The organism is Bacteroides sp. FSHCM14E1 (assembly GCF_019633785.1).
GTDB classification, from domain to species: Bacteria; Bacteroidota; Bacteroidia; order Bacteroidales; family Bacteroidaceae; genus Bacteroides; species Bacteroides hominis.
Genome location: NZ_JADKYL010000005.1, coordinates 292,619 through 307,198 on the forward strand (window position 1 = coordinate 292,619; position 14,580 = coordinate 307,198).

The following is a 14,580-nucleotide window of genomic DNA, read 5'->3' on the forward strand; positions in this document are numbered from 1 at the left end:
GCTATCTCATATTTTCAGGCAATTCGTAATATCTCACCCAGTCGACCTCCATCTGTACGGGAAGCTCTGCATCGTCTATCTCTCCGGCCCATCCTCCAAGTATCTGGTTGAGCAGCAGGAAGAACGGAACATCGAAAGGCCACTGCACAGAACCCTCCTCTTTGATGCGGGGATAACTGAAAGTGAGCGAATCATTGATGAACATATCAATCTTATCCGGTGTCCATTCCATCCCAAACACATTAAATTCATGCGGATTGTAGGATGCAGTGGTATAATAGTCCGGATCTGTTTTATGTCCTAACACTTTGATATATTCGGTATGCATGGTATGATAGACGAATGTATCTTTGTTCAATTGTTCCATTATATCGATCTCTCCACATTTGGGCCACGCACCATACGTTGTAGAATCAGTCGGTTTGAGCCAGATAGCAGGCCAGGAACCTTTAGCACTGCCCAGTTTGGCACACACTTCAAAGCGTCCGTACAAGAAATCTTTTTTACCCAAAGTCTCGACACAACCGGCCATGTAGCGGATCGTATCATTCGGATCGCTATTGGGCAAAGCACGCAAAATCAACTTACCGTCTTTTACGAATGTAACAAAGTTATTGTCCCGACAAAAGGGATGCCAAGGAGAGAACACCCACTTTTCCGGATCGGGTGTACCGTCTTTCTCGAACTCATCTTGCCAAGTGAGCCTCCAGGCTATATCACTTTTATAAAGCTTACGAACAGGAGTATCTTTACAGGATGACAATGATATGCCGGCAAATGTCCAAAAGACAAACGGCAAGGTTAACAATAAGTTTTTGTGTTTCATGATATATTGGTTTAAAGTGAGACCTCCACCCATTTTCCACCATGCCATTCGGTCACTGTCTCAAACCCGGCCTTCCGTAAAGCATCCAATGCTTCGGGACGTCCGCTGTTGATACGCTCGGGATAATGCGAATCACTGTTCACCTGTATGCGGACACCCAACTCCTTCAACAACGGGAAATAGCGTTCGTTCGGAAAGAAGGTACCCAAGTGATGCAAAGCCTTGGTATTGATCTCTACGATATACCCTTTGGCCGCAACAGCTGAGAAATAATCGTGCATCAAGTCATCATACCAAGGTTCGTCCAACAGGCCGGGACGGTAACAGGCTGCATTGTGATGCATCTTGTCGGCATGTCCTAAGATATCAAACCCTCCCAATTCCACCATCCGCAACAGACGTTCGTAATACAGACGTACCACACGATCGAGATCACCACCGAAATGCTGATCGACAATATCCCTGAATACTTCCGCACACACATCGATATCAACCACTTCTTCCCGGTCGTTATAGAGCAAATGTACCGAGCCGATACGATAATCGAGCGGCAATTCGCGGAAACGCGGCACAGCCGGATTGCTGTCTTCATTCAGGTAGTCTATCTCCAGGCCGATAGCCAGTTCAATCTCCGAAGCATACTTCTCCTTCATCCGGGCAAACTCAGTCAGATAGTCGTCCATACGATCCCACTCCATCGTCCAATGGGTAGGGAACGGTAGCGGAGCATGCGAAGAAATACCATAGGATGTAAATCCCTGGCTGATGGCAAAACGGATAAAATCCTCCATGCCGGCCCGACCGTCACAATAGAGGGTATGGCTATGATAATTGGTCAGATTCATGATTCTATTTCACTAAGTTCAAGCCAGCGCATGGTTTTCTCGTCTATCAAATCGTTTACCTCCGGCAGCCGCTTTGATTTATCGGTCAGTTCATCCACCGAAAGTGTACCGCTGCAAAGCAGTTCCTCTATCTGTGCTTTCTCGGCTTCCAGCCCGGCTATTTCTTTCTCCAGTTGTTCGAACTCCCGTTTCTCTTTGAAACTCATCTTACGCTTATCGTTCAGACGGACACGGGCTGTCTTTTCCTCCTGCGGTTTCTCAGCTTCCTTCTCCTTTTGGGACTTCGCTTCTTTCCAGTCCCGGTAATCGCTATAGTTACCGGGAAAGTCACGGATATCTCCCTGTCCATTGAATACCAGCAAGTGATCGACCACCTTATCCATAAAATAGCGGTCATGGGAAACGACAATCACGCATCCCTTGAAGTTCTGCAAATACTCTTCCAGCACATTCAGGGTAATGATGTCGAGATCGTTTGTCGGTTCATCAAGTACCAGAAAGTTGGGATTACGCATCAGCACGGTACAGAGATAAAGACGACGGCGCTCTCCACCGCTCAGCTTATAAACATAGCTGTGTTGAGTTTCGGGAGTAAACAGGAAATGTTGCAGGAACTGAGAGGCTGTCAGCTTCTTGCCGTTACCCAGCTCAATCACTTCGGCGATATCCTGCACGACGTCAATCACCTTCATTTGCTCGTCAAACTGCAATCCGTCCTGCGAGTAATATCCGAAACGTACGGTCTCTCCGATATCCAGCGTACCGCTATCGGGCTGCACCTGTCCCATCAATATCTTTATAAAAGTAGACTTACCCGTACCGTTGTTCCCAACAATCCCCATCTTTTCGTAACGGGCAAAGATGTAAGAGAAATCTTCCAATATCTTCAGGTCACCGAAACTCTTATAGAGATGATCGGCTTCAAATATCTTACTGCCAATGTAGGAAGCCTTCACCTCCAGTTTCACATTGTCGTTGTTAAACCGTTGTTTGGCTACTTTCTCCAGTTCGTAGAAAGCATCTTCACGATACCGGGCTTTATGTCCGCGGGCTTGCGGCATACGGCGCATCCAATCCAGCTCGGTACGATATAAATTATTGGCACGCTCTATCTCTACCGTCTTCGCCTCAATGCGTTCCTGGCGTTTCTCCAGATAATAGCTGTAATTCCCTTTATACTGATAAACCTGACGGTTGTCTATCTCAATGATTTCAGAACAGACCCGGTCGAGGAAGTAACGGTCATGCGTTACCATCAACAGACTAAGGTTCGTACGACGAAGGTACTCTTCCAGCCATTCGGTCATATCAAGATCGAGGTGGTTGGTGGGCTCATCCAGAATCAGCAAGTCCGGTTCGGTAATCAGGGCATTGGCTAAAGCCACCCGTTTGAGTTGGCCTCCGGAAAGATGTTTCACCTGTTGCTCAAAATTCCGTATCTTGAGTTGAGAAAGAATCTGTTTGGCTTTCTGTTCGTACTCCCAGGCCTTTTCATGGTCCATACGCACCAACAGGTCATCCAGTCCCGGATGTCCTTCGGTTTCCATACAGCGTTCGTATTCCTTAATAAGCTCCACCGTACTGTTGCCATGATGAAAACAGGCTTCCAATACAGTCAGTTCTTCGGGATATTGCGGATCCTGTTCCAGATAGTCTACACGAAGGTCACGGCGGAACACAATATTTCCGCTGTCATATCCTTCCTTACCGGAAAGTATATTCAACAGGGTGGTTTTACCTGTACCGTTTTTAGCTATCAAGCCGATACGCTGGCCTTCGGCAATACCGAAGGAAATATTTTCGAAAAGTACCAGATCCCCAAAGGATTTGGTAAGGTTATCTACTTGCAAATAAGGGGTCATAATAATCGTATATGATAAAATGTGGTTAGTGTGCCAGTGCTTTCTTATATGCCTCTGCCACCTCGCATCTTTCTCCGGCTTTCACCCGGCTCCACAACAGTTTCATCGGATCAATCAGATGTTCCGCATCTTTATACCGAAGCACCGGTACTTCCCGGTTACCGTCAACCAGCGTCATCCATTCCATGCCTTCCACTTCATTAGCCAGAATCGTGCAGATGGCAATACCGAATGCCAGCCAGGGCTCTTTCTTTTTGGGCGAAAGGACACCGCTGTCAATCACCTCCTGTATCTTTTCGAGGTCTTCCTCCACACCCTGAAAGTCCTTCTTCAGCTGTGTCTTCACTGTATCTGTCACCCACTCATAAGCCTCGTTCACCTGATAGATTTCAGAAAGGCGAATGGGAATTACTTCTGCGGGATACTTCTGTCCGTCTTTACGAATTTCAAGGCTGGATATGATCTTTTCCGCCTCCTCCACACGCTCTCCTTTCGGTACGGTGAATGAACATTCAAAGGCCACATTGTCAATGCCTGTCACCCAAAGATGGCTGGTGTAATAGGTACCTTCTTCCTCAAACATCTCTTTACTATAGGCACACTCCAGTTGCCCCACCTTCACCAAGGAGGCCGAAGGATTTTCCTTGAGTTCCTGACGGATGGAGTCCTTTCCATAATTCATGCCACCTTGAGCAGCAGCATCCGCTTTATAGGCCGAGATACGGAAGTTACCCGTCCAAAGTTCGGGATTATAAAAGAGGAAGGAGCCTTCGCCGTCTTCAAATTCGCTCCAATCTGACGGATATATCATTGAGAACCATGTTCCCGGAGAGATAAATTTCTTACCTTGTATCATATTGCTTACTGAATGTTGATAACCTCACAAAAGTAACAATCCCAACGCTGATATGCAAAAAATAGAATAAAAAAACAGCCGATTCTCACGAACCGGCTGTTCCAATCATCATCTATGAATGAAGACAGCTTTTAGCGTCCTCAATATTTTCTTAACTCCAGACGGGCATAATCCGACCGGAGAATCAATTTGTTACTGTTCAGTTTCTCTACGGCAAAATCCTGTACCCGGGCATCCATGCCGAAAGTTTTCATCTGTTCCGCCGTAGCGTCAAGTATCTGTATATGCATAGAATCGTTCTCGTAGGTATATGTCCCATAGAACTCACCATACCCCAACTTCTTCAGATTGATAATGTCCATCTGGAAACAGAAATAAGTGTCCAGCGGAGTTTCCGCATTACCATCTTTATATTCTATACGCTGCATCTGCCACATCCCATCCAGATAGCGATGCCCGAACTTCTCTCCACAAGACGTAAAAGCCATCAGGGCGACGAACAATAATAGGATTCCTTTTTTCATTTCTTCTTACCAATTAAACCTGTTTTACGAATGGTGAGCATACCGCCCCAGCTCTCTCCCAACATATTACCTCCATCCACTGCACCGGCCAGTGTGAAGCTCCATCCCGGAATCTGTTCGGGTTTATAAGTCACCTCCAACAATCCGTTCTGGTTTCTCCTGATAGTCCGGTAAGGACTTCCGTAAGTTCCCCAATGCTTGGCTACACTTACCAGAATCCGGTAATCTATCTCCGGAGTCGGACTGCCGTTCAGCCCGATATGGAATCCTTTAACACGGTTACTTTCAAAAGCCAGATTTCCATCCTTATTATATATAGGCGAGGTAACCAGCGGATTGCCGATCCCCTGTCCCCAATGTTCCCAACCGGCATACTGCGAGTTATTGTAATAATTATCAGCCCCGGTAAATGAATGATCAATGGCCGGAGTAGCAAAATAATGAAAAGCGCCTGACTGGTGCTTCGTATACAAAAACTCTCCGACAACCGTCTTCACAAAAGGATTCTCCGGTAAGGTCACCTCCAATCCGGTCAGACAATCACGCCACATACCGTAAGTCAGCGTCATCCCCGAACGGTCTTCGAAAAAGTGCTCCCAATATGCTTTTACTTTCCAGGTCGGGAAATGATACCCCACAGCAGCACTGTAACTGCCTACATGGTTTCCCAGAATATTGATCTGGTCACTCTCCGATGCGCCACTGTCTCCATTACTCGGAAAGAAAATACGGAAAAAGTCCTTCCAACTGTCCGGTGTGCGCAACACCGTTCCGTCCGGATAATAGCAATCGCCTCCGAACTGGGCCGCCATTTCAATACCCAATTCCACCGAAACCGGTGATTTCTCCAGGTTCTCGACTTTCAGGAAAGCCGCTTTCGAGTGAAACAACGTCTCTTTCGTATATTTAGAACGTCCATCCGTGAAACGCTCCTGAAACTTTTCATCCGTAAACATTCCATAAGCCACGTGTCCCTTTATATGCAACCAATGTTTGGTCCATGGAAAAGGTATATATTCGGGAATTGAAATCCGAACCTGCGGGATGGGACGGGCATTGGTAGAAAAAGTCATGCTACCGGAACTCAACTGGTCATTTTTCATTTCGTTGCCACGCTCCTTACTGCCGACACTGATTTCCATCCCCCGATAACGCAAGTCTACATAGGCCTGTTGAATGAAGAACTTAGACGTGAAGCGACTCGCACCGACCATTTCCAATCCAAAAGCATAAGAGAACTTTTTATCCTTCTCCAAATCCCGAAAGATTCCTGCATCCAAGTAAGCATTGTTTTTACGAATAGACGACAGCCCGTGCTTATTTGCCACGAGCCAGAAAGGCGTATTGTGTCCACCACTTACAGTTGCACTGGTTTCAATCTTATAGTTTAGGCCTTTGTCAAACTGCGCCTGCACAGTGGCAGGGGCTATCAGCATCAAGCAGCTGATAATGAAATAGTTTCTTCGTTTCATTCTAACGTGTGTTTGGAATATATCCAAATATTGAACGGCAAAAATACAACAAAGAGGCGAAACTCATCGATATATCAGAGTTTTATTAGGATTATTTAGCTACGAACCAGACAACGGGAATAGTGATTCACTTCCCTATCGGCTGTATTCTCCTGCGTACATCTTTCGATATTTCAAGGAACATATAGTTCAGTTTACCGGAATGGATACCCTTTTCATTCTCTTTATACTTCTTATTGGCATATTGCTTCGACTTCTCGAAAGTGAGCAGGGACATCTGATTCTGTGATTTGCCTACCATGGTGGAATCTAACTGCTCGTCCGGGAAGAAGTCGTCCAGATCGACATCGCCTATCATGGTTGTTTCCAGGAAATTCATATCCTTATGCGAATTGTCGGTATAATATCCCACGAACATATGGCCGGGAGTACGCACCAGAATCGGTTCGATATTAATGGCACGGAGCAAAGAGGCAAACAAGACACTGCCATCCACACAGTTGATCTGTGACGACTCCAGTGCATCATCAAATGTACGCACACGCTGCGAATAGACCACATTGCTGGAAAGGCTGGTGTTCGACACCGAACTATAGCGGAATTTACGTTTCTGCAAAACGTTCCATAACGCATATACCTGCTTATCCACAGCTCCGGAAGCCGGATTCTGATAGCCCAGAAAGCGGTTGACGATACGGGTATTCAATGCTTCGCGCAGCAGCTGGTCGATCATCGGATTTTCTTCGTTGACATAAGCAGCAAAGAAAATACCCGTATCATGGAATTTCGTACCATTCGTCACATACCCCAGCAGGCACTCGTTGACACTGCGTACAGAGAAGGTACGCACTCGCTGTCCCAGATCTTCCCCATTCATCTCTACCGTAACGGCTACGCTGATGGGTTCTGCCTGGTTGTTATTCTTTAGCGCTTCATAGTTCCAGATGATATCGGGATAAATCGTATACTCGGTACGGGGCTTGTTGAGTACAAACTCCGACACGGAACGGGAAAAGAAAGGGGTTTCGGCTACGTCAATCCGCACACGGCTATAGGCGGAACGGGACTTTACCTTGATGGCAATGCATGATTTGGGATTGCCCAAGTATACGGAGTCACCCGGCTGAATGACCTGGGCATCAGTCGTTGCCACCGAAAGGATGGCCGAAGGAAAAATGTTCCCTCCCAGTTCATCGGTTATCTCAAAACCGGAAGTAGCAGAAGAGAACTTAAACACGGACACGCCTATTGCTATAAAGAACAAAGCGACAACCGTCCAAAGCACTTCACGTTTGCGTTGCCTGAAATCTATCTTAATCATTGTGGCATTTCAATTTATTGACATAACAAAGATACGACTTTTTTGTTGATAAAGTATCTCCGAACCTGCGGATTGTTGGTTTAAAACCAAGATGTCGTTAGTTTAAAACCAAGAGAACTTTGGTTTAAAAGGTAGGCACTGTCGGGTTTAAAACCAACCGCATCAGCCTATAGAGGCTCTCAGACGGGATAAAATGTAATCAAATCGTAATACGTGTTTCACCCCCTCGTAACAAAAAGCCTCCATCTTTGCAAAAGAAAAAGGAATAAAGTTTAACTTTGTAGCATTACATTAACAAAGAATACAATGAACGATTACCGTATTTTAGTGGTCGACGACGAAGAAGACCTCTGTGAGATTCTGAAGTTCAATCTTGAGAACGAAGGGTATGAAGTAGATACAGCCAATTCTGCCGAAGAAGCTCTGAAAATGAATATCAGCAGTTATCACCTGCTGCTATTGGACGTGATGATGGGAGAAATCTCCGGATTCAAGATGGCCAATATCCTGAAGAAAGATAAAAAGACAGCTCAGGTTCCCATCATATTCATTACTGCCAAAGATACGGAAAACGATACCGTCACCGGATTCAATCTGGGGGCAGACGACTATATATCGAAACCTTTCTCACTGCGTGAGGTCATTGCCCGCGTGAAAGCCGTGTTACGTCGTACCGCCACTTCGGATATGGAAAAGGTACCGGAACAGCTCAGTTATCAGTCACTGGTAATCGATATCACTAAAAAGAAAGTAAGCATCGATGGTGAAGAAGTGCCGCTGACCAAAAAGGAATTCGAAATCCTCTTCCTGCTGCTACAGAACAAAGGACGTGTTTTCTCGCGCGAAGACATCCTGAGCCGTATCTGGAGCGACGAAGTCTACGTACTGGACCGCACCATCGACGTCAACATCACCCGACTGAGAAAAAAGATCGGCATTTATGGTAAACGTATCGTCACCCGGTTGGGATACGGTTATTGTTTCGAAACGGAATAGAAATGAATACGATTCACCACAGAGTACACGGAGGACACAGAGTTTTAATCTCTTGTTTATTAAGATGTTTAAGAGAAAGATATTCTCTGTGTCCTCCGTGGTGAATTAAACTCAAAAACAAATGAATAAAGAATCATCTGTTCTTTTGTTCTTATGTCTAAAAAAAAACTCCGTGTCCTCTGTGTTACTCTGTGGTGAATCCAACTTAAAAAAACAAATTTGTATGAACCTACCTGTCACCCAAAAGCATTTTCTCTCTTTCAGCCGGAAGTTATTTCTTTCGGTCATCTCCCTGTTTCTGGTCTTCGCGGCTTGCTTCATGGCCTATCAGTATCAGCGGGAGAAAGAGTATAAAGTAGAGTTACTGAACATACAATTGCAGGACTGCAACAACCTGCTGTACGAAAAGCTATACGACCACCCTCAGGATATGACTCCAATAATCACCGATTACCTGCGTCATAACGTACTGAAAGACTTACGCATCACCGTAGTCAATCTTGAAGGAAAAGTTCTTTTCGATAGCCAGGAGCAGAACACGGGACAGTTAGGCAACCACATCGGACGCGAAGAGATACAGAAAGCCCTGCATAACGGCATCGGTTTCGATGTTCGCCGCACCTCCGAAACCACCGGAGTCCCCTATTTCTACTCCGCTACCTTATATAAAGATTATATCATCCGCTCGGCTCTGCCCTACAGCGTCAGCCTGATCAATAACCTGAAGGCAGACCCACACTACATCTGGTTCACCGCTATCGTCACTCTGTTGCTAATGGTCATCTTCTATAAGTTCACCAACAAACTGGGTACTTCCATCAATCAACTCCGGGAGTTCGCCATGCGCGCCGACCGTAACGAGCCTATCGAAATGGCGATGCAGTCCGCCTTCCCCCACAACGAACTGGGAGAGATCTCGCAACATATCATCCAGATATACAAACGCCTCCACGAAACGAAGGAAGCACTCTACATAGAAAGAGAGAAGCTGATCACACACCTCCAGATTTCGCACGAGGGACTGGGGGTATTCAGCAAAGACAAGAAAGAAATTCTGGTAAACAACCTGTTTACGCAATACAGCAACCTGATATCGGACTCAAACCTTGAAACGGCAGAAGAGGTTTTCAACATCAGCGAACTGAAAGAGATAACGGACTTCATCAACAAAGCCCCCAAACGCCCCGTCGGCAAAGAAGAGAAACGGATGTCCATCACGATCAACAAGAACGGAAAGACCTTCATTGTGGAGTGCATCATCTTCCAGGATATGAGTTTTGAAATCAGTATCAACGATGTCACTCAGGAAGAGGAACAAATCCGTCTGAAACGGCAACTGACACAAAACATCGCCCACGAGCTGAAGACCCCGGTCAGCAGCATCCAAGGTTATCTGGAAACCATCGTCAACAACGAAAATATCCCAAGAGAAAAGATCAACGTCTTCCTTGAACGCTGCTATGCACAAAGTAACCGCCTGAGCCGGTTGCTGCGCGACATCTCCGTGCTGACCCGCATGGACGAAGCCGCCAACATGATCGACATGGAAAAGGTGGACATCAGCGTACTGGTGACCAACATCGTGAACGAAGTGTCATTGGAGCTGGAAGAGAAGCATATCACGGTTGTCAACTCACTGAAAAAGGAGATTCAGATGCGGGGCAACTACTCATTGCTCTACTCCATCTTCCGCAACCTGATGGACAATGCCATCGCTTATGCCGGAAACAATATCCACATCCACATCAATTGTTTCCGCGAAGACGAGAACTTCTACTACTTCAGCTTTGCCGACACAGGTATAGGCGTATCGCCCGAACATCTGAACCGTCTTTTCGAACGCTTCTACCGGGTGGACAAAGGACGCTCACGCAAGTTGGGAGGTACAGGGCTTGGCCTGGCCATTGTCAAGAATGCGGTCATCATCCACGGTGGAAGCATTTCGGCCAAAAACAGCCAAGGCGGCGGACTGGAGTTTGTATTTACTTTGGCTAAAGAAAAATAAATCCTGTCACCACACTCTGTCTTTAAACCATTTAGTGTCCAGATTCTCCAATCCGGAGTTTCCGGACAAGTTGTCTATAGCTACCTGCACAGCCTCTTTTTCGGTGGAATGGCGTCCGGACAGAGAATCACTGCTTATCCAGAAAGCCTTGAGGAAGCGGAGCCGTTCAGTCACCTCCTTCTTCCGGGCTTTTCCCGTAAACGGGGCAAGCGGATAGGCACGCACCCAATCTTTGTTCCGGTTATCCATCACCAAGCCTTCCAATTGCTCTACCGTATACTTCCCGACAAGCGCATCGGTGTATTTCCGAAGTCTGCTATATACCCCAGCCGAATCCGTAATGGCCTTGGATGCCGCAAAAACCTTTTCGTAACGTTCGCGCCCCAGCGTATTGTATACCGACCAGAACCATGCCGTATCCAGCACACCCATAGAAATCTCCAAGGCCGAAAGGGTGGTGTAAGGCGTAAATCTCGACTCTTCCATATCCCGATGGTACTCCCTGGTATAAGCATAGAAGAAGTCGGCCGCAGCGGTCAGCCCTTCCCAACCGATAGCCCCTTCCGTCATCCTGAGCCAACGGGGGGAATATACAGCCATCTCGACCATGCGCTTCGGAGTAATGCCGGCACGTTCGGCAAGCATCTTCAACCATTCCGGTGTGTCCGTAGGCAGAGGGACACAATGAAGCATCAGGTTGCAGAACATGCCGATACGGCTTTCGCTGGTATCATAGTACCACTTGTCCAGTCGTATGAACTTCTCCTTCCCCATCAGGCTCAGCAGGCGGATCATCACTTCGGCACCGAACACCCCGTCCAGTTTCTGGGCCAGCGAAGTAACATCGGTACGGGCTTTCCCCCGTTCCAGTTCGATGTCCAGAATGCGTACGGTCACCTTTTCCAGCACTTTCTTAAATCCACTGAAATCATAATCCCGGCAGTCGGTATATATCCGTCCGTCCCTTCCCTTTTTCTGATAAAAAAAGCCCGCAGCCTCCTCTATCAGCGTAGGCGAAAGCGGGCGATCCATCAGTTCGGTGATCAAGGCATCTTCGGACAGAAGTCCCATCTGGTAGGCCCTGCCGAAATCGACGGCACGAATGGGAAACTCAACCGGATAAGGCTCTACCTTATAAGAAAGGAAATTACACAAGCGGTACAACTCGTAGCGGATCTTAAAATCGGTTATAAACTCATTATCTGTCAGCAAACGTTTCGGATGTTTCAGCCAGCAATCTATCCAATAGCAATGAACCAGTACGACACGATAATCGTGGGAGGAACCATACCATTCGCGGACGCTGTACAGAAAGGTGATATTCCTGGGAGTAAGCATCGGAAGCAAATGAAGCAGGACGTAGTGTGAATACTTCAGATACACCTCCTGGTCGCGGTAATCCCACTCCAATGCCCAGAGAATCTCACTCAGTGCATAGGGATGTTCAAGGCGCTCCAATGCCTGTTCGTATGGCGCCAAAGGGATTTCTCCGTATAATTTATCAAGTAACGTACCGAAGCCTTTGCGCCAGACACAAGTCCTCGAATGTGACGCCATAAGGCACATTTCCAACAGAAGTGAGTAATCACGCACTTCTTCTTCATAAAACCGTATCCATACATCGGCAAACGGATAGCACCCTATCGCTGTTGGTGAATCCGAATCATGCTTCGCACTTTCAAACTGTTCTTTGAACAAATGCACCTCCCCCCAGGGATCGCTATAGGTCAATTCACCATGAATTACGATCTGATATTGCAGTTTGTCAAAAAGATCAAATACTTCTCCTGACTGTATTCCTTTAAAGATTGCCTCTGTAGTTGGTTGTCCTTTTTTATTCTTCATGTCTGACTTGTTTGTTGTGTGTATAACGTTTTCATCACTGAGTACAAATATAGAATAAAAATACTATCTTTGTCCCATATCAAAACAAAAGATTATGATAAGCAATGTAAAATACCTTTCATTTGTACTGTTATTGGTGCTTACTGCCTGTAAAAGCGGCCCCGCGGCCAGCCAGGAGCAGAACGGAAAGCAAGATACGGTTAAAGTTTTCAATTTACCCGACATACCCGTAGTGCTGAACACGGTGTCGCAACGGGCAGATTATATGGTAAAGCACTATTGGGATCGCTTTGACTTTACAGACACCACCTACGTCAGTCAGATCGACGTTGCCGAACAGGCTTGGGTGGATTATTGCGATTTGTTGGAACATGTGCCCTTGTCCGATGCGCAAACTGCCATAAAAGAGACGATCGGCCGGGCCGGGAAAAACAAAAAGATGCTGGACTTCTTTGCGGAACTGGCCGATAAATACCTCTACGACCCTAACTCGCCTATGCGTAACGAGGAGCTTTACATCCCCGTGCTGGAAGCTCTGACAGCCTCCCCCATGCTGAATGAAACGGAAAAGATACGTCCGCAGGCGCGGCTGGAACTGGCACAAAAGAACCGGTTGGGCACAAAAGCCCTCAACTTCACCTATACACTGGATTCGGGTGCAAAGGGTACGCTTTATCAGTTCCCGGCGGAATACACGTTACTGTTTATCAACAATCCCGGCTGCCACGCCTGCTCTGAGATGATAGAAGGGCTAAAGAGTTCTCCGGTCATCAACGGATTCATAGCCGACAAGAAGCTGAAGGTGCTGTCTCTCTATCCGGATGAAGAACTGGATGAATGGAAAAAGCACCGGAGCGATTTCGCGAAAGAATGGACCAACGGATACGATAAGGAGCTGGTCATCAAAAACAAAAACCTGTATGACCTGAGGGCTATTCCCACCCTCTACTTACTGGATAAGAACAAAACCGTATTGTTGAAAGACGCCACCCTGCAAAAGGTAGAGCAATATCTGGCAGAGCGCGGTTAAGAAAAACATACCGAAACGGAGCATTTGCCCCAAAGATGCGGAGAAGGTCGGATTATCATTTTGACAGAATGATAATCCGGCCTCTCTATTTTCCATTCTTTCGGCCCGACGCACGATACGCCTCTCAAAAACGTCTCCAATTCGATTTACCGGTTATCTCTTTGCCCGTAATTTCCCACTTTTGTTTACCGAAAGAAAGAGACCGGAAAGTGTTCCGTCCATAAAGCAGGTTTTAACCTTGAAACCATCTCTTTCCGACACTTCCGGAACGATCATATCGGGTGAGCAACCGGAGCAAAATCCGGAGCTATAAGCCCCGGTTTTTATAACAACATATGTAATGGAGCATAACATATAGAGATATTTGAAAAAGAAGTAAGCATTTTCGGAAAATGCTTACTTCTTTCGGGGCAAATGTAACCGTCTTTTGGAGTGAATGCATACTGCTTTTCCGCAAAACCCCGGCTCTAATCCACCCAAAGCCCGGCTTTCGGAACAGAAAAGGCCGGCTTTCCCCTTGTTTTCCCTCCGGTTCATCCGTTTTAAAGAAAGAGTGTGTCAGTCAAAAGGCTGATTAACCATCATTCTGCCATCATAACCCTCCGGAATCAAGATAAATGGCATCGCCTATCTAAGTCATTCCGATGTGCCGTCTGACACTATCCGGACGACCTGTCCGATGTTGCTCCGTCCGTTCCGCAATGCATAACGAATAATCACAAATTATTATGCTATTTCTAATATTCTTTTTATCTTTGCAGTGCATTGGTTTGTATTCTCCGTGTACCGGGGATGCAATTAAAAGGGAATCAGGTGCAAATCCTGAACAGTCCCGCTGCTGTAAGTTTCACATCAGATTGTTGTAAGCAACCACCACTTGCCACTGGGAAACGTTTTCCTGGGAAGGCGCTTATCAACAGAAACGAGTCAGAAGACCTGCCTGTGCATCTATTTCATTGCTTTCGAGGAAAAAGCGTTGAGTCTAATGAGCCGGAATT

Annotated in this window: 11 protein-coding genes and 1 riboswitch; of the genes, 3 read left to right on the plus strand and 8 right to left on the minus strand. The window is 46.5% G+C overall.

Translation table 11 applies throughout. The features are described from left to right. Nucleotide 1: 1 nt before the first annotated feature. The 7 genes from ISX59_RS10550 to ISX59_RS10580 all read right to left on the minus strand — a co-directional run bounded on the left by ISX59_RS10550 (nucleotide 2) and on the right by ISX59_RS10580 (nucleotide 7,706). Nucleotides 2–826: a glycoside hydrolase family 16 protein gene (locus ISX59_RS10550; RefSeq protein WP_220575897.1), complete on the minus strand. Its 825-nt coding sequence runs from the start codon at nucleotides 824–826 to the stop codon at nucleotides 2–4. An 11-nt stretch (nucleotides 827–837) separates the two neighbouring features. After that, nucleotides 838–1,671, minus strand: coding sequence for a histidinol-phosphatase (locus tag ISX59_RS10555; protein WP_032536331.1), 834 nt, complete (start codon nucleotides 1,669–1,671; stop codon nucleotides 838–840). Continuing rightward, nucleotides 1,668–3,533, minus strand: coding sequence for an ABC-F family ATP-binding cassette domain-containing protein (locus ISX59_RS10560; protein WP_005809295.1), 1,866 nt, complete (start codon nucleotides 3,531–3,533; stop codon nucleotides 1,668–1,670). Before ISX59_RS10560 ends, ISX59_RS10555 begins: the two co-directional genes overlap by 4 nt. Nucleotides 3,534–3,558: 25 nt before the next feature. Next, complete coding sequence (locus ISX59_RS10565; RefSeq protein ID WP_005776363.1) at nucleotides 3,559–4,389, minus strand: DUF3805 domain-containing protein; 831 nt, start codon at nucleotides 4,387–4,389, stop codon at nucleotides 3,559–3,561. Nucleotides 4,390–4,529: 140 nt separating this feature from the next. Next, on the minus strand, nucleotides 4,530–4,913 hold the full coding sequence (locus ISX59_RS10570) for a lipocalin-like domain-containing protein (protein WP_220575898.1): 384 nt from the start codon (nucleotides 4,911–4,913) through the stop codon (nucleotides 4,530–4,532). Continuing rightward, nucleotides 4,910–6,385, minus strand: a complete 1,476-nt coding sequence (locus ISX59_RS10575) for a capsule assembly Wzi family protein (protein ID WP_005809301.1) — start codon at nucleotides 6,383–6,385, stop codon at nucleotides 4,910–4,912. Before ISX59_RS10575 ends, ISX59_RS10570 begins: the two co-directional genes overlap by 4 nt. A 127-nt stretch (nucleotides 6,386–6,512) precedes the next feature. Next, on the minus strand, nucleotides 6,513–7,706 hold the full coding sequence (locus ISX59_RS10580; protein WP_220575899.1) for a hypothetical protein: 1,194 nt from the start codon (nucleotides 7,704–7,706) through the stop codon (nucleotides 6,513–6,515). 306 nt (nucleotides 7,707–8,012) lie between these two features. Here ISX59_RS10580 and ISX59_RS10585 point away from each other — a divergent pair, with 306 nt between their 5' ends. Continuing rightward, on the plus strand, nucleotides 8,013–8,702 hold the full coding sequence (locus ISX59_RS10585; protein ID WP_005776359.1) for a response regulator transcription factor: 690 nt from the start codon (nucleotides 8,013–8,015) through the stop codon (nucleotides 8,700–8,702). Between the two features lie 223 nt (nucleotides 8,703–8,925). Next, complete coding sequence (locus ISX59_RS10590) at nucleotides 8,926–10,707, plus strand: cell wall metabolism sensor histidine kinase WalK (protein ID WP_005776358.1); 1,782 nt, start codon at nucleotides 8,926–8,928, stop codon at nucleotides 10,705–10,707. Nucleotides 10,708–10,713: 6 nt separating this feature from the next. Here the strand turns inward: ISX59_RS10590 and ISX59_RS10595 are convergent, their stop codons facing one another. After that, nucleotides 10,714–12,552 (minus strand): DUF5724 domain-containing protein, encoded by a 1,839-nt coding sequence (locus ISX59_RS10595; RefSeq protein ID WP_220575900.1) that lies wholly within the window; start codon nucleotides 12,550–12,552, stop codon nucleotides 10,714–10,716. Between the two features lie 94 nt (nucleotides 12,553–12,646). On the opposite strand from ISX59_RS10595, the gene ISX59_RS10600 reads away from it, so the two are divergent. Next, entirely contained in the window at nucleotides 12,647–13,582 is a 936-nt protein-coding gene (locus tag ISX59_RS10600) for a DUF5106 domain-containing protein (protein ID WP_005809307.1), read from the plus strand. Nucleotides 13,583–14,331: 749 nt separating this feature from the next. Then, nucleotides 14,332–14,541, plus strand: a riboswitch (cobalamin riboswitch). Nucleotides 14,542–14,580: the final 39 nt, after the last annotated feature.